We start from the raw sequence: 24,336 nt of genomic DNA on the forward strand, positions 1-24,336 counted from the left end.
CGTTTCACCAATCAGACACGCTGCCCCATCGTCTGCTGCGCCGGGGAGGGCCCATTTTCCGATACCGGTGACGATCAACACAAAGTCCGGCGCAGCACGACGCGGCGTTCACCGGTGCGGTGGCGTTTGCGTGCCGATGCCTTGCGCCCGGACATCGCAAGAGGATAGACCATGCGAAGCTCGCTTTCCACGCTTGCTCTGGCGCTGATGCTGGCAAGTCCGGTGGCCGCCCAGGCCGCCGACCCCGCGATGACCGCGCCCGCACCCGACAAGCCGACCACCAACAGCGACTGGTGGCCCGACCGGCTCGATCTGAGCCCGCTGCGCCAGAACGAAAACCGGGGTGCCAACCCTTATGGTGCCGATTTTGACTATGCCAAGGCGTTCCTTTCGCTTGATCTCAACGCGGTAAAGGCCGACATCGCCAAAACGCTGACCACGCCGCAGGCCTGGTGGCCGGCCGATTATGGCAACTATGGCCCGTTCTTTATCCGCATGGCCTGGCACAGCACCGGCACCTATCGCACGATCGACGGACGTGGCGGCGGCGGCGGCGGCGAACAGCGGTTTGAACCGCTCAATTCCTGGCCCGACAACGCCAATCTGGACAAGGCACGGCGCCTGTTGTGGCCGATCAAGCAGAAGTATGGTCGCAAGCTGTCGTGGGGCGATCTGATGGTGCTGACGGGCAACGTCGCGCTGGAACAGATGGGTTTCAAGACACTGGGCTTTGGCGGCGGTCGCGCGGATTCATGGCAGCCCGACGTGGTGTTCTGGGGCACCGAAAAGCAGTGGATGGGGTCCGATGCCAACCGCTTCGATGCCAAACGCAATCTCAAGGGTTCGCTCGCGGCGGTGCAGATGGGGCTGATCTACGTCAATCCCGAAGGTCCCAATGGTAATCCCGATCCACTGGCCGCCGCGCATGACATTCGCCAGGCATTTGGCCGGATGGCGATGAATGACGAGGAAATCGTCGCGCTGATCGCCGGGGGCCACACCTTTGGCAAGGCACACGGCGCGCACCCAGCCTCGTGCCTGGGCGCTGCACCGGGCGGTGCACCGATCGAAGCGCAAGGGTTGGGCTGGAAGAACACATGCGGCAGTGGCGCGGGCGCCGATGCGGTGACCAGCGGTCTCGAAGGCGCATGGTCGGCCAATCCGATCGCGTGGAGCACGCAGTATCTCGACAACTTGTTCATGTTCGACTGGGTCAAGGTCAAGAGCCCGGCGGGCGCCACGCAGTGGGAGCCGAAGAACGCCGCCGAGGTACAGATCGTGCCCGACGCGACCGATGCCGACAAGCGCCACGCACCGATGATGTTCACCACCGACATCGCGATGAAGGAAGATCCCGCGTTCCGCGCGATTGCGCTGCGGTTCAAGGACCACCCCGACCAGTTTGCCGACGCCTTTGCCCGCGCCTGGTTCAAGCTGACCCACCGCGACATGGGGCCGAAATGGCATTACATCGGCACCGAAGTGCCCGCGCAGACCTTTTCGTGGCAGGACCCGCTGCCGGTCGAACACCATCCGCTGATCGAGGCGGCCGATGTCGTGACGCTGAAGGCCAAAGTGCTGGCATCGGGGCTGACTGGCCCGCAACTGGTCCGCGCAGCGTGGGCGGCGGCCTCGACGTATCGTGGCACCGACTTGCGCGGCGGCATCAATGGTTCGCGCATTCGTCTGGCGCCCGAAAAGGACTGGGCCGCCAACGATCCGGCGGAACTGGCCAAAGTGCTGGCCGCGCTGGAAAAACTGCGCGCCGATTACAACGCGCATGCCACCGGTGGCAAAGTGGTTAGCCTGGCCGACCTGATCGTACTGGCAGGCAATGCCGCGGTCGAACAGGCCGCGGCCAGGGCTGGGGTTGACCTGGTGCTGCCGTTCAAGCCGGGCCGCGTCGATGCGACGCAGGACCAGACCGATGTTGCCTCGTTTGCCGTGCTCGAACCCAAGGCCGATGGTTTCCGCAACTATTACAGTGCGGATAGCTGGCAGACCCCAACCCAGGCGCTGATCGACAAGGCCAGCATGCTGGGGCTGACCGTGCCGGAAATGACCGCGCTGGTCGGCGGGTTGCGCGTGCTCGATGCCAATGCCGGCGGATCGCATGCCGGTGAATTCACCAGCCATCCGGGCACGCTGACGAACGACTTCTTCGTCAACCTGCTCGACATGGGCAATGTGTGGAACAAGGCACCGGGCGACGGTCTGGTCTATGAAGGGCACGACCGCGCAAGCGGCAAGCTGAAGTGGACGGCCACCCCGGTCGACCTGATTTTCGGGTCGAATTCGGAATTGCGCGCCGTGGCCGAAGCTTATGCCTCCGACGATGCGCGCGAACAGTTCGTGCACGATTTCGCCAAGGCCTGGGCCAAAGTGATGGACGCCGACCGCTCCTGATCGCCATCGACGGGGCCCGCCAGGCGCGGGCCCCGTCGACACGGCTCGTGTGATTGTGCGTCAGTCCGCGTCAAAACCGACGAACCGCGTGGCCTCTGCCACCGATTTGCGGCGCGAGACGACTGCGTTGGCGGGGAAGGTGTCGTCGGGCCAGCCCATCGCGACGCAGATCATGATCACCTGATCATCGGGGATCCGGGCGTGTTCGCGCACCACCGGGCTTTGCATGATGCCCTGGCTGTTGATCACGCAACCCAGCCCGCGCGACCAGGCCGCATTGACCAGCGCGGTGGTAACCGCCCCGCAATCGAACGGAGCGATATCGCCGCCCAGCAGCGCGCGATCATAGGTTACCACCACCGATACCGGTGCATCGAACTGGCGAAACCCGCGCAAGACCCAGTCCTGCCGCTTCACCTTGTCGTCGCGGGCGATGTCCATCGCGGCGAACAGTTGCTTGGCGATCTCCACCTGGCGTTCGCGGTGGGCGCCTTCATAGACTTCGAATTTCCGGAATTCGCGCGATTCCGGAACCCCGGCCAACATGCGTTCGGTGTTGCCGGCGCGGATGCGCGCCAGCGGCTCGCCGGTGACCACGCTGAAATTCCACGGCTGTGTGTTGAGCGACGACGGCGCACGCATCGCCAGCGCCAGCACCTCTTCGATCAACGCACGCGGCACAGGTTTGTCGAGAAACCCGCGAATGCTGCGGCGGCCAAGTACCACTTCGTCAAAAAAAGGCCCTTGCGCCAACTCCGATCTCCCAAAAATCGTTCTTCAATCGAACGATTAAACGGATTCAGAGGTTGGGCAAGAGCTCTTTTGACAGGCTTAGAAACGCACCCGAGCGGTCATGCGGAAATAGCGCCCCATGATCGCATCGAATTCGCGGTTCGTGCTGAATTCGGGCACGGTGCCCGCATATGTCACACCCAGATTGAACACGTTGTTCACTTGCAGACGCAGGTCAAAGTGTTCGTTCACCCGCAGGCCAACAGAAGTGTTGACCATCCAGTACGGGCTGATGCGCGGATATTCATAGGTATTGGCTCCGGCATTGGGATCGACCTCGGTCGGGCCATAATAAACCACCGTCCACAACCAGTCGAACGTCTTGGTCATCCAGTGGAAGTTGCCGTTGATCGCGTCGACAGGATCGCCGCGATCACCCAGTACAAGCTGCTGATCCTGCGTTCCCAGCTTGGTGTAGTGACGATAGGTGTGCAGATATGTCGCGGAAATGTTGAATGCCCCGGCGGATGCAGGCAGACCGACGCGCGAAAGCGGCAGGCTGTAATCGAGACCCATCTGCAACGCGCGGAATGCTTCAACGCCGATATTGGTGAAATTGTCAGTGAAGTTGCTGATCTGGCCCGACGCATCACGGGTAAATGTGCTGCAATAGGGATTGTTGGGATAGTTGCTCGAATCGTAGCAGCCTTGCAATTCAGCGGCGATACCAGGTTCGGTGATTTCATTGGTGATCGTGATGCTGACATAGTCGGCCGTGAGCTTGAGCCCCCTGATGAATCCGGGATTGGCCTGAACGCCAAAGGTCCAGCTCTTCGAAAGTTCGTTGTTCAAATGGGTGTTGCCGCCCGAACTGCCCTCGATCGTGAGGTGATCGATGTTCGAAATGAACGTGGCGGTGTTGATCCCGGCGGCGGCGCAATTTGCCGCGCGGGTCGCCGGGTTGGGGCCGCTTGTCACGTTGGTCTTGTCGCACGGGTCGGTCGTGCTGACTGCGCCTTCAAACACCGAACCGGTTGGGGCAAACGCTTCGGTGACTGCAGGTTCGCGGAACGACCGGGTATAGTTGCCCCGGAACGTGATCCCGGCCACGGGAGCATAGTTACCGCCAGCGGTGTAGGAGAAGAAGCCGCCGTTCAGGCTGTTGTCGGTATAACGCCCAGCGCCATGGAACGTCAGTTCGTGCACCAACGGGATGTGCTGGTCGGCGCCGATCAACGGCACGGTCAATTCGCCAAACGCTTCATGCGTGTGGTACGATCCGGTCACCGGGGTAATCGGGATCGAATTGCCATATTGCGTATAGGTGCCGTCTGATTGCAATTGCCCGCGGAAGAACGCGCCTGGATCGAAATTCTGGCTTTCGCGCCGCGCTTCCACACCCACGGCAAATTTTACGTCGCCTGCGGGCAGGTGAACCAGATCGCCCTTGAGGTCGGCAACAAAGTCAAACTGCGTGTCGATCTGGTGGGTTGTGGCGATGGCCGTCACGTAATCGATCGCGGCCTGGCTCGCATTGTTTAACCCGAAGATGTCGAGCGGGGCGCACGTGCTGCTCAACGTGGCGATGGCGGCGCTGGTATAGCCGGCGGCGCAAGGCATGGTACCCGACGCGACACCGCCGTTGACCGTTTCGCCAATCGCGTTGTAGAAATTTTGCGTGACCAACTGGGTTTGTCTGGTCGTCGTGGTCGACTGACCATAGTTCAGCGTCACATCCCATCGCAGCGAATGGGTGCCGAGCATGAAATCGCCATCGATGCCGCCAACAGAGCGGAACAGATACGACGTCGAGGTGAAAGCCCCCGTGGCAAGGTCGGTATTCGCACGCGCCAGATAGAACGTTCCATCCTGACCGGGCGTGCCGATCGCGGCCTGCAGCGTGGCGCGATCGGCCGCACTCAGGAATGGGTTGGCAGTGCTGAGCGCAAGGTTGCCGTTGACCGTGCCCGCCGGGCCGAACAAGTCGGTGCTGTAATAAGGTTGGGCCTCGACATTGGTGGCGGTGTTGCGGCCCCACCACAATTCACCATGCACCCGCAGATGATCGCTGACGTCAAAATGCCCGAGCAACGTGCCCTGGATGCGGTTGCTGTTGGTCAGCAGGTTGCCGAAATTTCCGATCGGAAAGCCGCTGCCGCCGCCCTCGGTATAGCCGGTGCCGGTCGGCGTGCCGTTGACAAAGGGAACGAGTTTGCCCTGGTTGTTGAAATAGAGCGTCTGGCCGGCCGCGTTGGTTACGCCGGCGCCGGTCGGGCCGAAGTAAAAGGGAATGCTGTCGGCCGCGAGCGGGATGCCGGTGTTGGGGAACCCGTTGTAACGCAGGCCTCCAGTGTAGGCGATGTTCTGGTACGGCGAATTATTGAGCGGCAGATCGTAGAAATTGGCATTGGCGCCGGTCACATCGCGCTGGGCGGTGGTCAGGCCATCCTGGTGATCGTAATAGACGTTCAGCGTGATATTGCCGCGCCCGCCGGCGAAATTCTTGCCCGCGAGCAGCGAGAAATTATAGTCGTGCCCGTCGCCTTTTTCGGAAATCCCGTCAGAGCTGGTCAGTTCGATGCCCTGATAATCGTGCTTCAGGATCACGTTGACAGTACCGGCAATCGCGTCGGCACCGTAAATCGGCGCGCCGCCAACCGACACGATATCGATGGATTGAACCAGGCCGGGCGCGATTGTGCCCAGATCTACCGGGGTGCCGACCGAGGCGCCAAACAGCGAAGACGTGGCTGCGCCGACAAAGCGGTTGCCATTGACCAGCGTCAGCGTGCGCTGCGAGCCGAGGTTGTAGAGATTGATAAAGGTCTGGCCCGCGCCAAACGAGCCTTGGGCGCCGACCGGGCTGTTGCCCGGTACGCCGAATACCGGCAGCGAAGTCAGCGCTTGGCCGATATTGGTATAGCCCATGTCGTTGATCACCTGGCCAGTGATCGTCTGCACCGGCTGGTCAGACACCTTTTGCGAAACGCGTGTACCGGTGACGATGATGGTATCCGCGCAAGGTGCGGTCGGGTCGAGTTCGCAGGGCTTCTTGATATTGGCGGCGGCATCGGACGCAGTGTCCGCCAACGCGGGCGAGACGATCGCCAGTGTGATGGCAAGTGCGGTCGAGCCGAGGCACAGATTCCTGCGCGCTGCTGTCTTGGTATGCATCAAAAAGGACCCCCCTTTTTTTGAGATTCCCAACACAAACATGCCTTTTGGGCAGTGCGCAATAGTTAAATATGAAACGGGTTTGCCCAATAGGTCAGGCGAATCGCCGTTTTTCCTGTGCTTGTGCCGTTCACCATCGTTTGCGGTCCGACGATTGAGCCAACGGCCTGTGACAGATCTGCAACAGAAAGTGCGTGGTAAAGGCTGCGTTCACCAACACCAAGAAAAAGCGCGCCAAATCAGTGTGATTCGGCGCGCGGGTTCTGTACCGGAAATTGTTGTCAGGCGGCCTTGCGGCGTTCCAGTTCGAGCCTTTGCCAGATTTCGACCAGCGCGGCGGTCAGTTCGGCCATCATTGCGGGGGTGTGCTGCGGGCCGGGGGTGAAGCGCAGGCGTTCGGTGCCGCGCGGGACGGTGGGGAAATTGATTGGTTGCACATAGACGCCATATTCGGCCAGCAGGATGTCGCTGACCTTTTTGGCGCGCACCGGATCGCCGACCATCAGCGGCACGATATGGGTGGTCGATGGCATCACCGGCAGACCGGCCTCGGCGAACAGTGTCTTCAGCATGGCGGCGGCGGCGGCCTGCCCGTCGCGCTCCACGCTCGATGCCTTCAGGTGCCGCACGGCGGCCAGCACGCCCGCCACCAGCACCGGTGACAGCGAGGTGGTGAAGATGAACCCCGGGGCATAAGACCGGATCACGTCGATGATGCGGCGATCGGCGGCGATATAGCCGCCCATCACGCCGAACGCCTTGCCCAGCGTGCCCTCGATGATGTCGATGCGGTGTGCGGCCTCGTCGCGTTCGGAAATGCCGCCGCCGCGCGCGCCATACATGCCCACGGCATGCACTTCGTCGATATAAGTCAGCGCATTGTATTTTTCGGCAAGGTCGCAGATGGCGTGGATCGGTGCGATGTCGGCATCCATCGAATAGACGCTTTCAAACGCGATCAGTTTGGGCAGGTCGGGATCGGTTTCGGCGAGCAGTTGTTCGAGGTGTTCGACATCGTTGTGGCGGAACACGCGCTTTTCCGCGCCCGAATTGCGGATGCCCGCGATCATCGAAGCGTGGTTCAATTCGTCGGAAAAGATCACGCAACCGGGCAGGATGCGCGCCAGCGTCGACAGCGTGGCATCGTTGGAGACATAGCCCGAAGTGAACAGCAGCGCGCCTTCCTTACCATGCAGGTCGGCCAGTTCGTGTTCCAGATCGATGTGGTAATGAGTGTTGCCGCCGATATTGCGGGTGCCGCCCGATCCGGCGCCGACATCGTGCAGCGCCTCTTCCATCGCGGCGATCACTTTGGGATGCTGGCCCATCGCCAGATAGTCGTTAGAGCACCACACGGTGATCGGCTTTGGCCCGTTGTGGCCGGCAAAGCAGCGCGCGTTGGGAAACGCGCCCTTGTTGCGCAGGATATCGATGAAGACCCGGTAGCGTCCCTCGGAATGCAGCCGATCAATCGCGGAATCGAAAACCTGCTCGTAATTCACCCGCCGCTCCTTTTGCTTCGGGAGGCCTTGCCAGCCCCCGGCGGTCTGTGTTGCCCGATTTTTTACCCATCGTGCCGGATTTGCCATCGCTCTACCTGTGTTCGGGGGCAAATGCCAACCTGATTTAAGGTATAGTCGATGAACGCTCTGCCCGTTGTGACATGGGTCAAAATACGTCGGACCGGCCCAGACCGGATGCAGCGAGCGCAGAAGAAAGTTCGCCAAGGCCCGCCTCGTCGCGGGTAAACAGCGCCAGATCGGGCGCGCGCCGTTCAAAGTGCTGGTCGCGCGTCAGCCAGGCGATGCGCCGTGCGATCCCGTCGGCACCATCGATCAGCCTTACGCCGGGCCCAAACGCGGCCCCCAGTGCCTCTGCAATCAACGGAAAATGGGTGCAGGCCAGCACCACCGTATCGATGCGATCGCCGTGCGGCATGGCGCGCAACGCGGCCACCGCGCGGTCGATCGCCGCCTGATCGACCGGGTGTCCGCGCAATTGCGCTTCGGCGGCTGTCACCAGATCGGGTGCGCCATGGCGCAGCAATACCTTGTCTGCGGCGAATTCGGCTTCCAGCCGGTCGACATAGCCCTGGCGGATGGTCGCCTCGGTGCCGAGCAGGCCGATCACCCCGGTTTGAGTCAGTGCGGCGGCGGGCTTGATCGCGGGCACGGTGCCGACGATCGGCACTTCGAGCACATCGCGCACCGCCGCCAGCGCAATTGTCGAGGCGGTGTTGCAGGCGATGCACACCAGGCGCGGGCGTAGCCGCTCGGTCATCCGCCCAAGTAGCCCCGACACGCGCGCGGCCACTTCAGCCTCGGTCTTCTGGCCATAAGGCAGCCCGGCGTTGTCGGCGACATAGATCACCGGCGCCTGCGGCAGCACGCGGCGCAGCGCGGCCAGCACCGACAGACCGCCTACGCCGGAATCGAACATCAGGATCGGGGCTGCGGGATCAATGGGCATCAATATCGTGCAATCGCCATTTTGCCCTCCCCCTCAGGGGCAGGGTTGGGTGAGGGTGTATCACGGCCGCGGCATGCGCGGCCGTGCGGGCTTCAAATACCCCACCCCAACCCCTTCCCAGAGGGGAGTGGTTTTCGGGGCGAAAGGCGAACGGTCCGGCCATGATCGATCATGCTATGGCGACTTGCGTCAAAAACATCTAGTGGTCCGCCCCGCATGTTCTGAAAGGTTTCTTGCATGATCGGCGAACCCTTGCGCCTGGCGCTCTATGCTGCGGCCCTTGGCTATCTGTTAGGATCGGTGCCGTTCGGCCTGATTCTGGCGCGGCTTGGCGGGGCGGGCGATCTGCGCGCGGTGGGATCGGGCAATATCGGCGCGACCAATGTGCTGCGCACCGGGCGCAAGGGGCTGGCGGCGGCGACCCTGCTGCTCGATCTGGCCAAGGGCGCGGGCGCGGTGCTGCTGGCCCGTGCACTATGGCCAGGATCGGAAACCGCGGCTGCGGCGGGCGCGGTGATCGGGCATTGCTATCCGGCGTGGCTGCGTTTTCATGGTGGCAAGGGTGTGGCGACGCTGATGGGCGTGTCGCTCGCGCTCGCCTGGCCGATCGGGCTGACTTATGCGGTGGTGTGGCTGGGCATGCTGTATTTTTCGCGGATATCGTCGCTGTCGGGCATGAGCGCAGCGGTGGCGGCGCCGATTGCCGCGCTGGCGCTGGGCGATCTGGCCTATGCGCAAGTGCTGGCGCCGCTGGCCGCGCTGGTGCTGTGGTTGCACAAGGCCAATATCGCCCGGCTGCGCGCCGGAACCGAGCCGCGCGTCGGCAAGGGCACATGACCCAGGGCCCCGACGCCGCCGAACGGTTTGCCCGCATCCGGCTGTTGCGCTCGCCCAATGTCGGGCCGGTTACCTATTACCAGCTGCTGCGGCGGTTCGGTTCGGCGCGCGCGGCCTTGCCCGCGCTGCCCGATCTGGCGGCGCGGGGCGGGGCGGCCTATCGGCTGGCCCCGGCCGAGCGGATCGAGGCGGAACTGGCCGCCGGCGCGCGCTATCTGTTCCACGACGATGCCGATTATCCGTTGACCTTGCTGACCGTCGAAACCCCGCCGCCGGTGATCACGGTGCGCGGCAATCCGGCCTTGTTCGATCAGCCCGGTGTGGCGATTGTCGGCGCGCGCAATGCCTCGGCAGGCGCGGTGCGGCTGGCCCGCGATTTTGCCCACGGGCTGGCGGGACGCGGGTTTGCGGTGATTTCGGGGCTGGCGCGCGGGATCGACGCGGCGGCGCATCGCGGCGCGCTGGGGGCGACGCATGGCGATGGCGGCACGATTGCGGTGATCGCGGGCGGGATCGACGTGGTCTACCCGCCCGAACACGCCCAGTTGCAGGACCAGATTGCCGAACAAGGCCTGCTGGTGGCCGAAATGCCCCCCGGTACAGAGCCACAGGCGCGCCATTTCCCATCGCGCAACCGTATCATTGCCGGGCTGGCGGCGGGCACCGTGGTGGTCGAGGCGGCGCTCAAATCGGGATCGCTGATCACCGCGCGGCTGGCCGCCGAATGCGGGCGCGAAGTGATGGCGGTGCCCGGATCGCCGCTCGATGCCCGCGCGCACGGGTGCAACCAGTTGATCCGCGAAGGCGCCATCCTGGTGCAGAGCGCCGACGACATTGCCGAACTGGTGCAGACGTTTGAGGGCACGGCGCGCTCGACGTTCCGCGATGGCGGCTTTGCCGGCTATGACCGCGCGGCCACCGACCTTGAACCCGGTGGCGCGAGGGTCGACGCGATCGCGGGCCTGCTCGGCATGGCGCCGGTCAGTGTCGATGAAGTGATCCGGCAGAGCGGCGCTGCGCCCGGCACGGTGCTTGATGCCCTGCTCGATCTGGAACTGGCCGGCCGGCTGGTGCGCCATGCCGGGGGCAGGGTCAGTCTGGTGTAGAAAGGCTTGACGCATCGGGGCGCCATTGCCCACCATCGCGCGTACGTACACGAGAAGGCAGTCCGTAAGTTCATGCAATTGGTCATCGTAGAATCCCCGGCCAAGGCCAAAACCATCGAAAAGTATCTGGGCCCCGGCTTCAAGGTGCTGGCCTCGTACGGCCATGTCCGCGATCTGCCGGTCAAGGACGGCTCGGTGCGGCCCGACGAAGACTTTGCCATGGATTGGGAACTCTATGGCGACAAGGCCGCGCGCGTAAAGGCGATCACCGATGCGGCCAAGGGCGCCGATCGTCTGATCCTGGCGACCGACCCTGATCGCGAGGGAGAGGCCATTTCGTGGCACGTGCGCGAATTGCTGTCGAAGCGGCGCGCGCTGCCCAAGGATGTGCAGCGGGTCACCTTCAATGCGATTACCAAGGCGACCGTGCTGGCGGCGATGGCCGCGCCGCGCGCGCTCGATCAGGATCTGATCGATGCCTATCTGGCGCGGCGCGCGCTCGACTATCTGTTCGGCTTTACGCTGTCGCCGGTGTTGTGGCGCAAGCTGCCCGGCGCCAAATCGGCGGGCCGGGTGCAATCGGTCGCCCTGCGCCTGATTGTCGAGCGCGAGCGCGAGATCGAGGCGTTCCGGTCGCAGGAATATTGGTCGGTGGCGGCCACGCTCGAACAGGGGGGCACCCCGTTCACCGCCCGGCTGGTCAAATTCGACGGCGAAAAGCTCGATCGCCTGTCGCTTGGCGATGAAGGCATCGCCCAGCGCGCCAAGGCCACGGTGGAGGCAGCGACCTTCCGCGTGGAAGATGTCGACACCCGCCCGACCCGGCGCCATCCGCAACCGCCGTTCACTACCTCGACGCTGCAACAGGAAGCCGCGCGCAAGCTGGGCTTTTCGACCAGCCACACGATGCGCGTGGCGCAGACGCTGTATGAGGCGGGCGCGATCACCTATATGCGGACCGATGGCGTACAGATGGACTCATCGGCCATTTCCGCCGCGCGCAAAGTGATTTCCGACCGTTATGACGGGCATTACCTGCCAGAAAAGCCGCGCCATTACGAAACCAAGGCGAAAAACGCGCAGGAAGCCCACGAGGCGATCCGGCCGACCGAGTTTACCCGCAACACCCATGGTTCGGGCGACGAGGCGCGGCTCTATGATCTGATTTGGAAGCGCGCGCTGGCCAGCCAGATGGCCAGCGCCAATATCGAACGCACCACCGTCACCTTGCGCGAAGGCACCGGCAAACACGAACTGCGCGCCACCGGGCAAGTCGTGCGCTTTGCCGGGTTTCTGGCGGTCTATGAAGAAGGTCGCGACCAGAAGGCCGATGCCGAAGACGATGAAAGCGGCCTGCTGCCGGCGATGCGCACCGGTGATCAGCCGGTCAAGCGCGGGGTCGAGGCGACCCAGCATTTCACCCAGCCGCCGCCGCGCTATTCCGAGGCGTCGCTGGTCAAGCGGCTGGAAGAACTGGGCATCGGGCGCCCTTCGACGTATGCCGCGACGATCCAGGTGATCAAGGATCGCAACTATGTGCGGGTCGAAAAGAACCGGTTCTTTGCCGAAGAATCTGGCCGGTTGCTGACCGCGTTTCTCGAACGCTTTTTCGACCGCTATGTCGCCTATGAATTCACCGCCGGGATGGAGGAAGAGCTTGACGACGTGTCCGGCGGGCGCGGCGCGTGGAAAGACCTGCTGGCCAAGTTCTGGCGCGATTTCAAACCGAAATCCGATGAGGTGATGGAACGCAAGCCCAGCGAGGTGACCGCCGAGCTTGATACTTTCCTGGCCGATTATCTGTTTCCGCCGCGTCCCGACGGGTCTGACCCGCGCCTGTGCCCCAAATGCGGAGCGGGCCGCCTGTCGCTGCGCGGCGGGCGTTATGGTGCATTCGTGGCGTGCTCGAACTATCCCGAATGCAAGTTTACCCGCAAATTTGCGCAAGGTGCCGACAGTGGCGACGGTGGCGCCGCCGACGACGCGGTGCTGGGCACCGATCCGGTATCGGGTCTGGAAGTGGTGCGCCGCACCGGGCGGTTCGGTCCTTATGTTCAACTGGGCGATGGCAAGGAGGCCAAGCGCGCCTCGATCCCCAAGGACATTCCCGAACTCGATCTCGACTGGGCGCTGAAACTGTTGTCGTTGCCGCGCGAAATCGGCGTGCATCCCGAAACGGGCAAGCCGATCACTGCGTCGATCGGTCGCTATGGGCCCTATCTGGCGCACGATGGCAAATATGGCCGGTTGCGCTCGACCGCCGAAGTGTTCGAAACCGGGATGAACGCGGCGGTGGTCAAGCTGGCCGAGGCTGCCGCCGGGGCCGGCGCACGCGGTGGACGCCAGGCTGCCGAACCCTTGAAAGTGTTTGGCCCGCATCCGGTATCGGGTGGCGAAATCCGCCTGCTGGCAGGCCGCTATGGCGCCTATGTCACCGATGGCACCACCAATGCCACGTTGCCCAAGGACAAGCCGACCGAGGCGCTGACGCTGGAAGAGGCGATTGCGCTGATCGACGCGCGGGCCGCCGCCGCTCCGGCCAAGGGACGCAAGAAAGCGCCCGCCAAAAAGGCCCCGGCCAAGAAGGCGGCGCCCAAGGATGGCGCCAAGAAAACGGCAACCAAAAAGGCCGCCCCGGCCAAGGCGAAGAAGCCCGCCGCCAAAAAGACAGCCGCTGCAGAATAGGTCGTGGATAGCCGGGGGCAGGGGGCTTGTCGCCTCGTCCCCGGCGGCTAAAGCCTGCTGGTTGTGAGCGCAGCCATTGTCATCGGGGCCGACCGGTCCGGCGCCCCGGTGCGGATCGATATCGAGGAACTTCTGGCGACCCGCCTGCTGGTGCAGGGCAATTCCGGGTCCGGCAAGTCGCACCTGTTGCGGCGGTTGCTCGAACAGAGCGCCTGTCTGGTGCAGCAGGTGGTGATCGATCCCGAAGGCGATTTTGTCACGCTGTCCGATCGTTATGGCCATGTCGTCGTCGATGGCGCGGCCTATGATCCGGCCGAAATCGTGCGCCTGGCCGCGCGCATCCGCACCCATCGCGCCTCGGTCGTGCTGGCGCTCGACGGGCTCGATCTGGAGGCGCAGATGCGCTGTGCGGCGGTGTTTCTCAACACGCTGTTCGATGCGCCGCGCGACGAATGGTATCCCGCGCTGGTGGTGGTGGACGAAGCGCAGATGTTCGCCCCCGCCGCTGCGGGCGATGTCAGCGATGAAGTGCGCCGCCTGTCGCTGGGCGCGATGACCAATCTGATGTGCCGGGGGCGCAAGCGGGGTCTGGCCGGGGTGATCGCCACGCAGCGGCTGGCCAAGCTGGCCAAGAACGTCGCCGCCGAGGCGTCGAATTTCCTGATGGGGCGCACGTTCCTCGATATCGACATGGCGCGCGCGGCCGATCTGCTCGGTATGGAGCGGCGCCAGGCCGAAACCATCCGCGATCTTGAACGCGGGCACTTCCTCGGGCTGGGCCCGGCCATTGCGCGCCGCCCGGTGTCGGTGCGCATTGCCGATGTTGAAACCCGCGCGCGCAACGTGATCCAGGGTCTGATGCCGTTGCCCGACATGGCGGGCGGGGCGATGGACGATCTGGTGCTGACCGAAACCATCGAACCGGCGCCGCGCCTGATGTTCGAAGAGCCTGCTCCGATTGCCGCCGCCACGCTGATCGAACAGATATCCGACAGCCAGCCGCTGTCCGAACAAGTCGATCCGCCGGTTGAACCCAGCCTGTTCGCGGCCGAGGAAGATGCCGCCGCAATCGCCGCAATCCTGGCCGAAATGGCCGCAGAGCCCGATTGCACGTTTCAGGCCCCGGCGCAGCTCTATCAGGATTTCACGGTGCGCTGCCGGATGGCGCGGATCGCGCCGGGCACCATCGATCTGCCCGCTTTCCGCCGCCGTTTTGCGATGGCGGTGGCGGGGATACCCGATGACGCGGCGCCCGAATGGCGCCAGGTGGTGGGGCTGGCGCGCGATGTGCCCGACGATCTGCTGGCACCGTTCCTGGTGCTGGCAGTGGCGGCCAGCGAGGGCGCGGTCTGTCCCGATGACGATCGGCTGGCCACGGTCTATGGCACGCGCTCGGCGGGGCGCATCCGCCGACTGCTCGAACATCTTGAACGGCAGGGGTTGATCGTGGTGCGCACCGATTATGGCGGGCGGCGGTCGGTGGGTATTCCGGCGCTCGGGGTGCTGACCCAGCCGGTCTGAACTATCCTGTCGATACGTATGCATTCGGACGATACGTATGCAATTGGACAATGTGTGAACGCTTCCGCATGCAGGGGCAGGACCGGCAAAGACCGACCATAATTCGAGAGGAACCCGATGGCACTTGCCCCCGCTGCAACCAGCACTGCATCGCCCGACCACGACGGCGGGCATATCGATGCGCCCGAGTTGCGGGTGTTCGTGATCGCGCTGTTCTTCATCTTTGGCGGGATCACCTCGCTCAACGACGTGATCATTCCCAAGCTGAAAGAGCTGTTCACGCTCAATTATACACAGGCGATGCTGGTGCAGACGGCGTTCTTTGCCGCCTATGCGATCATCGGCATTCCCGGTGCGGCGATTGTCAAGCGGGTCGGCTATATGCGGGGCGCGGCGATCGGGCTGTTGACGATGATGGCCGGGTGCATCCTGTTCATCCCGGCCTCGGCCAGCGCGACTTTCGGGTTGTTTCTGGCCGCGCTGTTCGTGCTGGCAAGCGGGGTGACGATCGTGCAGGTCGTTGCCAACCCGCTGATCTCGCTGCTCGGTCCCGCGCGCACTGCGGGCAGCCGGCTGACGTTTGCACAGGCGTTCAATTCGCTGGGCACGACGATCTTTCCTATCGCCGGATCGATCCTGATGCTGGGCAAGCTGGCCAAGGAAAAGGCCAGCGACCTGTCGGGTGCCGCGCTCGATGCCTATCGCGTGGCGGCGACGCAGGCGGTGGTTCATTCCTATCTGGGCATTGCACTGGCGCTGGCGGTGGTGGCCGCGGTGGTGTTTGCCAACCGCAACCGCCTGCACGGCGAACACCACGACCACAGTTCGGTGCTCAAGAGCTTTGACCTGCTGTTGCGCCCGCGATTCGGATTCGGCGCGCTGTGCATCTTTCTCTATGTCGGCGCCGAAGTCTCGATCGGCTCGCTGATCGTCAACTACATGCGCCAGCCGCATGTGCTGGGGCTCGACGAACTGGCGGCGGGCGCGCTTATTCCGCTTTACTGGTTTGGCGCGCTGGTTGGCCGGTTTATGGGATCGGCAGTGATGCGGCTGGTCGATCCGGCCAAAGTGCTGGTGTTCAACGCGATCGGCGCGCTGGCGTTGATCGCGATCACCACACTGACCACCGGGCATCTGGCGGCGGGCAGCCTGCTGGCGATCGGCCTGTTCAATTCGATCATGTTCCCGACCATTTTCACGCTGGCCTGCGATGGCCTTGACGAACGCGCGGCGGATGGGTCGGGGGTAATCTGTGTGGCGATTGTCGGTGGTGCGGTGATCCCGCCTTTGACCGGGGGCCTGGCCGACCTGACCGGCAGCCTGGAACTGGCGCTGCTGTTGCCGGCGCTGTGCTATGCGGTGATAGCCGGGTTCGGCTGGTTTGCGCGGACGCATCCGGCCACGCGCCAGACGGTGTAAATGCTGCGACAGGGCGCGCCTGCGTTGACATACGCACGCGCTCTGGCCACAGTCCCGCGATGCTTTCGCAAAAAACGCGTTATACCATCCGTGCCTTGCAACACCTTGCCGACCGGTTCGGGCAGGGCCCGGTGCGGCTCGATGCCATTGCCGAGGCGCAGAACATCCCGCGCAAGTTTCTGACCGTGATCCTTTCGGAAATGGCGCGCGAAGGGGTGGTGGTTTCGCAACGCGGGCGCGACGGCGGGTACGAACTGGCATTGCCGCCAGTGGACATCCGTTATGGCGATATCATCCGCCTGTCGCGCGGCAGCCTGGCACTGGTGCCCTGCGCGGCGCGCAATGCCTATGAGACATGTGCCAATTGCCTGCCCGAAGCGGAATGCCGGTTGCGCGGGTTGATGCTGAAATTGCGCGATGAATCCGCCGCCATCCTCGATCGGCTGACGCTTGCCGATCATATCGAGGTAGAGCCTCCGTTTGCGCTGGCCGAAGGCGCTGCGCACCCCTGATCGAAATGGTCGCAGGATCGAGAACGCGCTTGGCGACAGCGGGGTCGCTGGTTATACGGGCGCCATGACGCTTAAAGCCCTTGGCCGCTCTCGCTTGCGCCTTCCGATCCTTGCCCTCTCCGCTTTGTCGATCGGCCTTGCCGGTTGCGGGGGCGGCAACAAGCCGAACAAGGACGTCGCTTATGTGGCGCGCGATGTCGACACGCTGTATATTGCCGCGCGTCAACGGCTCGATCAGGGCGAAGCCAAGCAGGCCGCCGCGCTGTTTGACGAAGTCGAGCGCCAGCATCCCTATTCGCCGTGGGCTCGCCGCGCCCAGTTGATGAGCGCGTTCAGCTATTACGTGGCGCGCGACTATGCCAAATCGGTCCAGGCGGCGCAGCGCTTTTTGTCGGTACACCCCGGCAACAAGGATGCGCCGTACGCCTATTACCTGGTCGCCTTGTGCTATTATGAACAGATCAGCGATGTGCGCCGTGACCAGAAGGACACGCGCCAGGCGCTCGATGCGCTGACCGAAGTGATCCGTCGCTATCCCAGCACGACGTATGCCACCGATGCCAAGCTGAAGATCGACCTTGTCAACGACCACCTTGCGGGCAAGGAAATGGAAGTTGGCCGGTTCTATGAACACAGCGGCAAGTGGCTGGCCGGGACGATCCGTTTCCGCACCGTGATCGACAAGTATCAAACCACCAGCCATGTGCCCGAGGCGCTGTATCGTCTGGTTGAAAGCTATCTCGCGCTGGGCATCCCGGCCGAAGCGCAAAAGTCGGCGGCCGTGCTTGGTGCCAACTATCCGGGCAGCGAATGGTATCAGCGCGCCTATAAGCTGATGAACGCCAAGGCGCCGGGCACCAAGGCGATCTAAACGACAGCGCGGCGCGGATCGGCCGTGGTTGGCGATCCGCGCGCGTGTTTCGTTTTACGCTGGTTCCAATTGCCGGGCCTTGCGCCGTGCAAAGGCTTCGCTGATCGCGCCGATGAACTGGTCGGTGGCGTTGTCCCAGGAATAGCTGGCGCCATAGACCGCCGCACCCAGCCGGTCGCAGCGCAAGGCGCGCGCAATCGCCAGCGACAGATCATGATCGAGCGCGCCCACCGTCATCGGCAGCGCGTCGTGCGCCCCGCGCCCGTGCGGCCCGATGATATCGATGGGCCCCGGCACCGGATAGGCTGCCACTGGCACGCCGCAGGCCAGCGCCTCGATCATCACCAGCCCGAACGTGTCGGTGCGGCTGGGAAACACGAACACATCCGCCGCGCCATAGGTGCTGGCCAGTGTCTCGCCCGACAGCGCGCCAGTGAACACCACCTCGGGATAGCGCGCGCGCAAAGTGGCTAGATCGGGTCCGTCGCCCACCACCACTTTGGTGCCCGGCACCGGCGCATCGAGAAACGCGGCCAGGTTCTTTTCCACCGCGACGCGCCCGACATTGATCATGATCGGGCGGGGCAGGTCGCGCAATGCGGGATGTGCGGCATGGCCGGGGTGAAACAGCGTGTTGTCGATCCCGCGCGACCACAGCCGGGTGTGGGCCATGCCGTGTTCGGCCAGTTCCGCCGCCAGGGTCGGGGTCGATACCAGCACTGCCTCGCTGGCGTTGTGGAAACGGCGCATCAGCGGCCAGAAATGCGACGGGGACAGCCCGGTGCGCACGGCGGCATAGTCGGGAAAACGGGTGTGAAAGGCGCTGGTGAACGGCACACCGTTGTCCTTGCACCAGCCGCGCGCGCTCCATCCGATCGGGCCTTCGGTCGCGATGTGGACGATATCGGGCTGAAACGCGCGCAACGTGCGGCGCGTGCCGAACCGGGGCGCCATGGCCAGCCGGATCTCGCTGTAACCGGGCAGGGCAAACGTGAAAAACTGCGACGGAGTCACCAGTTCGACTTCGTGCCCGCGCCGGGTCAGCCGGTCGACCGTGGTCGACAGCGTGCGCACCACGCCGTTGACTTGCGGGTGCCACGCATCGGTGCAGATCGCCAGCCTCATGCCGGGGCCTTGGCGCGTGCGGTCTTGTCGGAGGCGGCGGCATTGGCTGCCGCGGCCCGTGCGGTTTCGGCGGCCCAGTCGACAATGCTGATCGCGCCGACGGCATCTTCGATCAGCGCGGTGCAGCTTTCGACCCAGTCGCCGTCGTTGTAATACGTCACATCGCCGATCTGGCGGATTTCGGCGCAATGGATATGGCCGCAGACCACGCCATCGACGCCCATGTCGCGCGCGGCATGCGCCACCGCTTCCTCGAAGTCGCAGATGAACTGCACCGCGTTCTTGACGCGCTTTTTCATGTACGACGACAACGACCAGTACGGCAGGCGGAACTGGCGGCGCACCATGTTGACCCAGCGATTGGTCTTGAGCAAAATTTCGTAGGCCTGATCGCCCAGAAACGCCAGCCAGCGGGCATAGAGCACCACCCCGTCAAACCCGTCGCCGTGGGTGACCAGCAGGCGGCGGCCATCGGCGGTTTCGTGGATCGCGTCGAGCGCCAGTTCGACCCCGCCAAAGCTCATCCCGGCATAGGGCCGCAGCATTTCGTCATGGTTGCCCGCGATCAGCACCACGCGGGTGCCGCGATGCGCCATCTTGAGAATGCGGCGCACCACTTCATTGTGCGCATCGGGCCAGTACCAGCCGCGCGACAGGCGCCAGCCATCGACGATATCGCCCACCAGATACAGCGTTTCGCATTCGATCGAGGCAAGAAAGTCGAGCAGCATCGCGGCATTGCAACCGCGCGTGCCAAGATGAAGATCGGAAATCCACACCGTGCGCACTTTGCGCTTGGGGCGAAAGCCGCGTGGCTCGGGCAGATCAAGCCAGGCCGGGATCGAAGTCGCAAGGTCCATGGCCGAAGGAAGACTGTGCCTGGAGCCCTTCTGAAGCGCGCGCTGTGCCATCGGCGTCCCTTTGTGTGGTTTGTCGGGGTTGCATCGAATCATTGTCACAATCACGTTTCGTTCACATGGCACTGTGTCACATGGTTGAAATACGCGGACGGGCCCGCTGTGGCCCCCAAGAGTTGGTGACGCCGGGGCCTGCCCGCGATATGGAACCCGACGATGCTCACCGCGCTAGCTATCCGTAATGTTGTGCTGATCGAGGCGCTTGATCTGGCGTTTCACGCCGGGCTGGGCGTGCTGACCGGTGAAACCGGGGCGGGCAAGTCGATCCTGCTTGATTCGCTGGGGCTGGTGCTGGGCGATCGTGCCGATACCGGGCTGGTGCGTGCGGGCACCGATCAGGCCAGCGTGACCGCGACATTCGAATTCGATTCGCTGCCCGAGACCATTCGCGCACTGTTGTCCGGGGCTGAAATCGATGTCGAACCGGGCGAGCCCTTGATCATCAAGCGCCGCCTGCGTGCCGATGGCGGCAGCCGCGCGTTTATCAACGATCAGCCGGTCGGGGTTGCGCTGTTGCGCGATCTGTCGCGTTCGCTGGTCGAATTGCACGGGCAGCATGACGATCGCGGTCTGGTCAACGCACGCGGCCATCGCGCCCTGCTCGATCGCTATGCCCATGCCGATGTCGGCGCGGTGACCGAGGCGTGGCAACGCTGGAGCCGTGCCGGGCGCGATCTGGCCGAGGCGCGCGCGCGGGTTGCCGCCGCGCGCAACGATGAAGACCTGCTGAGCGGCTGGCTGGCCGAACTGGCCGCGCTGGCCCCGCTGGTGGGTGAAGAGGCTGAACTGGCCGAACAGCGCGCGGCGATGCAAAAGGGCGAGCGCCTGTCGGGCGATCTGGCCGCGCTGCAGAACCTTTGGGAAGGGTCGGATTCGGCGCTGGCGGTGCTGCGCAGCGCGGCGCGGCGGCTCGACCGGATTGCCGCCGAACACCCGCTGCTGGGCGAAGCGCTGGCCTCGCTCGACCGCGCGGTGATCGAGGCGGGAGAGGCCGAAGACCGTATTGCCGCCGCGATCGATGCGCTGGCGCATGATCCGAACTTGCTTGACCGGATCGAGACGCGATTGTTCGAACTGCGCGCGGCCGCGCGCAAGCATGGTTGCACCGCCGACGATTTGCCGCACAAGCTGGCCGAGATGCGCGCGCAGCTTGAAGCGATCGAAAGCGGCGATGCGCAACTGGCCGCGCTCGAACGCATCGAGCAGGAAGCCGGGCTCGATTTTCAGGCCAAGGCCGAGGCGCTGTCGGTGGTCCGGGCCGAAGCGGCGCGGCGGCTCGACGTTGCCGTGGCGGCCGAACTGGCCCCGCTGAAACTTGATTCCGCGCGGTTTCGCACCGCGGTGGTGCGCCTGCCCGAAGATCGCTGGGGCCCGCAGGGGGTCGATGCGGTCGAATTCCTGATCGCGACCAACCCCGGCGCGCCGTTTGCGCCGCTGGGCAAGATCGCCTCGGGCGGCGAACTGTCGCGGTTTATCCTGGCGCTCAAGGTGGCACTGGCTGAACAGGGCGGCGCCGCAACGGTGATTTTCGACGAGATCGATCGCGGGGTTGGCGGCGCGGTGGCCAGCGCGATCGGCGAGCGGCTGGCACGGCTGGCGCACGGCGGGCAATTGCTGGCGGTAACGCACAGTCCGCAAGTCGCGGCGCGCGGCGCGATGCATTACCTGATCGCCAAATCGAGCGAAGGCACGGTGACGCGCACCTCGGTCATGCTGCTCGACACGGCGGGACGCCAGGAAGAGATTGCGCGCATGTTGTCGGGCGCGGAAATCACCCCCGAAGCGCGTGCGCAGGCCGACCGCTTGCTCGAACAGGCCTGACCGGTGCGTGATCAATGGGATGATGCGCTGGACCGCCCGGTCTGGGCGGCGCTGACCGGGCCGCAGGCGGCGCTGGCGCTGGGTGGTCCGTCGGCGTGGCGGATCGATCCCGGCTATGGCCCGTTTGCCGCCGCCGCGCCGGGGCAAGAGGCCGCGCTGGCCGGATTGCTGGCCAATGCCGACGATGAACTTTGGCTGGTCGAAGGCCACGCCATCACTGCGCCGCCGGGCACAGTGGTGAGCAAGGTGGCGCATCTGGCGCAAATGCTGGCAACCGGGCCTGTCGATGCCGGGGCCGATGATGAATTCGTCGCACTGGGGCAGGCCGATGTGCCCGCCATGACCGAGCTGGCGCTGGCTACACGGCCCGGTCCATGGGGGCCGTCGACCTGGCGCTATGGCCCGTTTTACGGTGTGCGACGCGGGGGGCGCCTGATCGCGATGGCGGGTGAACGGATGCGGCCGGCGGCGGGTGTGGTCGAAGTCAGTGGGGTGTGCACCGATCCGGCGTGGCGCGGGCAGGGGCTGGCCGGGCGGTTGATCCGCCATGTCATGGCCGGGCATCGCGCGCGCGGGCAGGCCTCGTTCCTGCATTCCTATGCCGACAACGCCGGGGCGATTGCGCTATACCGGTCGCTGGGTTTCGAAATGCGCGGACAGCGCGTGGTTACCATTCTGGGAAAGGCCCGATGACAGAGGCGGAAGCTGCCAACGAACTGATGCGTCTGGCCAAACAGATCGCGCATCACGATCACCTTTACCACACGCTCGACGCGCCCGAACTCAGCGATGCCGAATACGACGCGCTAGTGCGGCGCAATGCCGAGATCGAGGCGGCGTTCCCGCATCTGATCCGGGCCGACAGCCCCAGCCGCAAGGTCGGCCACGACATTTCGGCAACGCCCTTGTCCAAAGTGCGCCACGATGTGCGTATGATGAGCCTCGACAACGCCTTTACCGACGAGGAAGTGGCCGAATTCGTCGCGCGCGTGCGGCGGTTTCTGGCTTTGCCGCCTGAGGCAGAGCTGGTGATGACCGCCGAAGACAAGATCGATGGCCTGTCATGCTCGCTGCGGTACGAGCAGGGCCGGCTGGTGCGCGCCGCCACGCGCGGCGATGGCCAGGTGGGCGAAGATGTCACCGCCAACGTCGCCTATATCGCCGATATCCCGCAAATACTGGCGGGCGAGGTGCCCGACGTGTTCGAGATTCGCGGCGAGGTCTATATGAGCCGCGCCGACTTTGCCGCGCTCAACGCGGCGCAAGAGGCGGCCGGTGACAAGCTGTTTGCCAATCCGCGCAATGCCGCCGCCGGGTCGCTGCGGCAAAAGGATGCCAGCGTGACCGCCAGCCGCCCGTTGCGCTTTCTGGCGCATGGCTGGGGCGCGCACAGCGGCTTGCCCGCCGACACGCAGTTTGCGGTGATGCAGGCGATTGCCGGCTGGGGTGTGCCGGTGTCGCCGCTACTGGTGTGCTGTGCCACGACCGAGGCGATGATCGCGCATTACCGCGATATCCAGGCACGGCGACCGAGCCTTGGCTATGATATCGACGGTGTGGTCTACAAAGTCGATCGGCTCGACTGGCAGGATCGGCTGGGCTTCGTCGCCAAGGCGCCGCGCTGGGGCATGGCGCACAAGTTTCCCGCAGAGCGCGCCGAAACCGTGGTCGAGGCGATCGATATCCAGGTCGGTCGCACCGGCAAGCTGACCCCGGTCGGGCGCCTGGCGCCGGTGCTGGTGGGCGGGGTGACGGTGACCAACGTGACGCTGCACAACCGCGACGAGATCGCGCGGCTGGGCGTGCGGGTGGGCGACCGGGTGGTGTTGCAACGCGCGGGCGATGTGATTCCCCAGGTGGTCGAGAACCTGACCCGCGAAGCACCCGGCGCGCCTTTCGCATTTCCCGACCATTGCCCCGAATGCGGATCGGAAGCGGTGGCCGAAGAGGGCGAGGTCGACGTGCGGTGCACCGGCGGCCTGATCTGCCCGGCGCAGCGTACCGAACGCTTGCGCCATTTCGTCAGCCGGGCCGCGCTCGATATCGAAGGACTGGGCGAAAAGACCATCGCCGAATTCTTTGCGCTGGGCTGGCTGGAAAGCCCGGCCGACATCTTTCGCCTGAAGGCGCGGCGGGCCGATATTCTGGGCCGCGAGGGGTGGAAGGAAAAATCGGTCGAAAACCTGCTGACCGCGATCGAGGCGCGCCGGTCGCCCGATGCCGCGCGGCTGCTGTTTGCGCTGGGCATCCGCCACGTCGGGCAAGTGACTGCACGCGACCTGATGAAGCGGTTTGCCACGTTGCCGACCGTGCGCGATCTGGCGACCCGCGCGCATGACGGCGACGAAGCGGCGCGGGCCGAACTGCTGGCGATCGACGGGGTTGGCCCGGTGGTGGTCGAGGCGCTGGGCGAGTTTTTTCACGAAGCGCACAATTGCGCGGTATGGGACGATTTGCTGAACGAAGTCAGCCCGCCGCCCTATGTGGTGGAAACCCGCGCCAGCGAAGTCGCCGGCAAGACCGTGGTGTTCACCGGCAAGCTGGAAACGATGAGCCGCGACGAAGCCAAGGCGCAGGCCGAAGCGCTGGGCGCGCGGTCGGCCGGGTCGGTTTCGGCCAGGACCGATCTGGTGGTGGCAGGGCCCGGCGCGGGGTCAAAGCTGAAACAGGCCGCAACACTTGGCATTCCCGTGATCGATGAGGCACAATGGGCCGACATCGTGCGCAACGCAGGATAGGAC

Annotated in this window: 17 protein-coding genes; 11 read left to right on the top strand and 6 right to left on the bottom strand. The window is 64.5% G+C overall.

Annotated features, from left to right (window positions below; all coding sequences use genetic code 11):
- The first annotated feature begins 171 nt into the window (after positions 1-171).
- Positions 172-2,406 carry a catalase/peroxidase HPI gene (gene katG / locus AQZ49_RS00635; protein ID WP_067611363.1) on the top strand — a complete coding sequence of 745 codons (2,235 nt, stop codon included), beginning with the start codon at positions 172-174 and terminating at the stop codon, positions 2,404-2,406.
- A gap of 60 nt (positions 2,407-2,466) precedes the next feature.
- Here katG and AQZ49_RS00640 read toward each other — a convergent pair whose 3' ends face one another.
- From AQZ49_RS00640 to murI, 4 genes are all read right to left on the bottom strand, one after another.
- The gene (locus AQZ49_RS00640; protein ID WP_067611367.1) at positions 2,467-3,159 is read right to left on the bottom strand and encodes a nitroreductase; all 693 of its coding nucleotides are present in this window, start codon (positions 3,157-3,159) and stop codon (positions 2,467-2,469) included.
- Positions 3,160-3,237: 78 nt separating this feature from the next.
- A complete protein-coding gene (locus AQZ49_RS00645) occupies positions 3,238-6,312 on the bottom strand; it encodes a TonB-dependent receptor domain-containing protein (RefSeq protein ID WP_067612475.1) in 3,075 nt (1,024 codons plus the stop codon).
- A gap of 281 nt (positions 6,313-6,593) precedes the next feature.
- Positions 6,594-7,814, bottom strand: coding sequence for a 5-aminolevulinate synthase (gene hemA, locus AQZ49_RS00650; RefSeq protein WP_067611370.1), 1,221 nt, complete (start codon positions 7,812-7,814; stop codon positions 6,594-6,596).
- Between the two features lie 166 nt (positions 7,815-7,980).
- On the bottom strand, positions 7,981-8,781 hold the full coding sequence (murI, locus tag AQZ49_RS00655) for a glutamate racemase (RefSeq protein ID WP_067611373.1): 801 nt from the start codon (positions 8,779-8,781) through the stop codon (positions 7,981-7,983).
- A 237-nt stretch (positions 8,782-9,018) separates the two neighbouring features.
- On the opposite strand from murI, the gene plsY reads away from it, so the two are divergent.
- The 7 genes from plsY (at position 9,019) to AQZ49_RS00690 (ending at position 17,732) form a co-directional block, all read left to right on the top strand.
- Positions 9,019-9,618 carry a glycerol-3-phosphate 1-O-acyltransferase PlsY gene (gene plsY, locus AQZ49_RS00660; RefSeq protein WP_067611376.1) on the top strand — a complete coding sequence of 200 codons (600 nt, stop codon included), beginning with the start codon at positions 9,019-9,021 and terminating at the stop codon, positions 9,616-9,618.
- Entirely contained in the window at positions 9,615-10,724 is a 1,110-nt protein-coding gene (dprA, locus tag AQZ49_RS00665) for a DNA-processing protein DprA (RefSeq protein WP_067611379.1), read from the top strand. The genes plsY and dprA overlap by 4 nt, the downstream gene beginning before the upstream one ends.
- A 72-nt stretch (positions 10,725-10,796) precedes the next feature.
- Entirely contained in the window at positions 10,797-13,409 is a 2,613-nt protein-coding gene (gene topA / locus AQZ49_RS00670; protein WP_067611382.1) for a type I DNA topoisomerase, read from the top strand.
- Positions 13,410-13,472: 63 nt separating this feature from the next.
- Complete coding sequence (locus tag AQZ49_RS00675; protein ID WP_067611385.1) at positions 13,473-14,930, top strand: helicase HerA domain-containing protein; 1,458 nt, start codon at positions 13,473-13,475, stop codon at positions 14,928-14,930.
- Positions 14,931-15,047: 117 nt separating this feature from the next.
- Positions 15,048-16,349, top strand: coding sequence for a sugar MFS transporter (locus AQZ49_RS00680; protein WP_067611387.1), 1,302 nt, complete (start codon positions 15,048-15,050; stop codon positions 16,347-16,349).
- 59 nt (positions 16,350-16,408) lie between these two features.
- On the top strand, positions 16,409-16,861 hold the full coding sequence (locus AQZ49_RS00685) for an RrF2 family transcriptional regulator (RefSeq protein WP_067611390.1): 453 nt from the start codon (positions 16,409-16,411) through the stop codon (positions 16,859-16,861).
- Between the two features lie 64 nt (positions 16,862-16,925).
- Complete coding sequence (locus AQZ49_RS00690) at positions 16,926-17,732, top strand: outer membrane protein assembly factor BamD (RefSeq protein ID WP_067612479.1); 807 nt, start codon at positions 16,926-16,928, stop codon at positions 17,730-17,732.
- Positions 17,733-17,786: 54 nt separating this feature from the next.
- On the opposite strand, the gene AQZ49_RS00695 is transcribed toward AQZ49_RS00690, so the two are convergent.
- Both AQZ49_RS00695 and AQZ49_RS00700 read right to left on the bottom strand, forming a co-directional pair.
- The gene (locus AQZ49_RS00695; protein WP_067611394.1) at positions 17,787-18,857 is read right to left on the bottom strand and encodes a glycosyltransferase family 4 protein; all 1,071 of its coding nucleotides are present in this window, start codon (positions 18,855-18,857) and stop codon (positions 17,787-17,789) included.
- Positions 18,854-19,717: a UDP-2,3-diacylglucosamine diphosphatase gene (locus tag AQZ49_RS00700; RefSeq protein ID WP_067611396.1), complete on the bottom strand. Its 864-nt coding sequence runs from the start codon at positions 19,715-19,717 to the stop codon at positions 18,854-18,856. Before AQZ49_RS00700 ends, AQZ49_RS00695 begins: the two co-directional genes overlap by 4 nt.
- 213 nt (positions 19,718-19,930) lie before the next feature.
- Here AQZ49_RS00700 and recN point away from each other — a divergent pair, with 213 nt between their 5' ends.
- Genes recN through ligA form a run of 3 tightly spaced genes read left to right on the top strand, consistent with a single transcriptional unit; the run spans position 19,931 to position 24,333 of the window.
- Positions 19,931-21,595 (top strand): DNA repair protein RecN, encoded by a 1,665-nt coding sequence (gene recN / locus AQZ49_RS00705; protein WP_067611403.1) that lies wholly within the window; start codon positions 19,931-19,933, stop codon positions 21,593-21,595.
- Between the two features lie 3 nt (positions 21,596-21,598).
- On the top strand, positions 21,599-22,288 hold the full coding sequence (locus AQZ49_RS00710) for a GNAT family N-acetyltransferase (RefSeq protein ID WP_231738545.1): 690 nt from the start codon (positions 21,599-21,601) through the stop codon (positions 22,286-22,288).
- The gene (gene ligA, locus AQZ49_RS00715; RefSeq protein WP_067611405.1) at positions 22,285-24,333 is read left to right on the top strand and encodes an NAD-dependent DNA ligase LigA; all 2,049 of its coding nucleotides are present in this window, start codon (positions 22,285-22,287) and stop codon (positions 24,331-24,333) included. Before AQZ49_RS00710 ends, ligA begins: the two co-directional genes overlap by 4 nt.
- Positions 24,334-24,336 lie beyond the last annotated feature (3 nt).

Origin of the sequence: Novosphingobium sp. FSW06-99 (assembly GCF_001519065.1) — a bacterium.
Taxonomy (GTDB): domain Bacteria; phylum Pseudomonadota; class Alphaproteobacteria; order Sphingomonadales; family Sphingomonadaceae; genus Novosphingobium.

Coding starts and splice junctions, on each gene's coding strand:
- katG (WP_067611363.1), top strand. CDS start 172: ATGCGAAGCTCGCTTTCCACGCTTGCTCTGGCGCTGATGCTGGCAAGT.
- AQZ49_RS00645 (WP_067612475.1), bottom strand. CDS start 6,312: ATGCATACCAAGACAGCAGCGCGCAGGAATCTGTGCCTCGGCTCGACC.
- murI (WP_067611373.1), bottom strand. CDS start 8,781: ATGCCCATTGATCCCGCAGCCCCGATCCTGATGTTCGATTCCGGCGTA.
- plsY (WP_067611376.1), top strand. CDS start 9,019: ATGATCGGCGAACCCTTGCGCCTGGCGCTCTATGCTGCGGCCCTTGGC.
- dprA (WP_067611379.1), top strand. CDS start 9,615: ATGACCCAGGGCCCCGACGCCGCCGAACGGTTTGCCCGCATCCGGCTG.
- topA (WP_067611382.1), top strand. CDS start 10,797: ATGCAATTGGTCATCGTAGAATCCCCGGCCAAGGCCAAAACCATCGAA.
- AQZ49_RS00680 (WP_067611387.1), top strand. CDS start 15,048: ATGGCACTTGCCCCCGCTGCAACCAGCACTGCATCGCCCGACCACGAC.
- AQZ49_RS00685 (WP_067611390.1), top strand. CDS start 16,409: ATGCTTTCGCAAAAAACGCGTTATACCATCCGTGCCTTGCAACACCTT.
- AQZ49_RS00690 (WP_067612479.1), top strand. CDS start 16,926: ATGACGCTTAAAGCCCTTGGCCGCTCTCGCTTGCGCCTTCCGATCCTT.
- AQZ49_RS00695 (WP_067611394.1), bottom strand. CDS start 18,857: ATGAGGCTGGCGATCTGCACCGATGCGTGGCACCCGCAAGTCAACGGC.
- AQZ49_RS00700 (WP_067611396.1), bottom strand. CDS start 19,717: ATGGACCTTGCGACTTCGATCCCGGCCTGGCTTGATCTGCCCGAGCCA.
- recN (WP_067611403.1), top strand. CDS start 19,931: ATGCTCACCGCGCTAGCTATCCGTAATGTTGTGCTGATCGAGGCGCTT.
- ligA (WP_067611405.1), top strand. CDS start 22,285: ATGACAGAGGCGGAAGCTGCCAACGAACTGATGCGTCTGGCCAAACAG.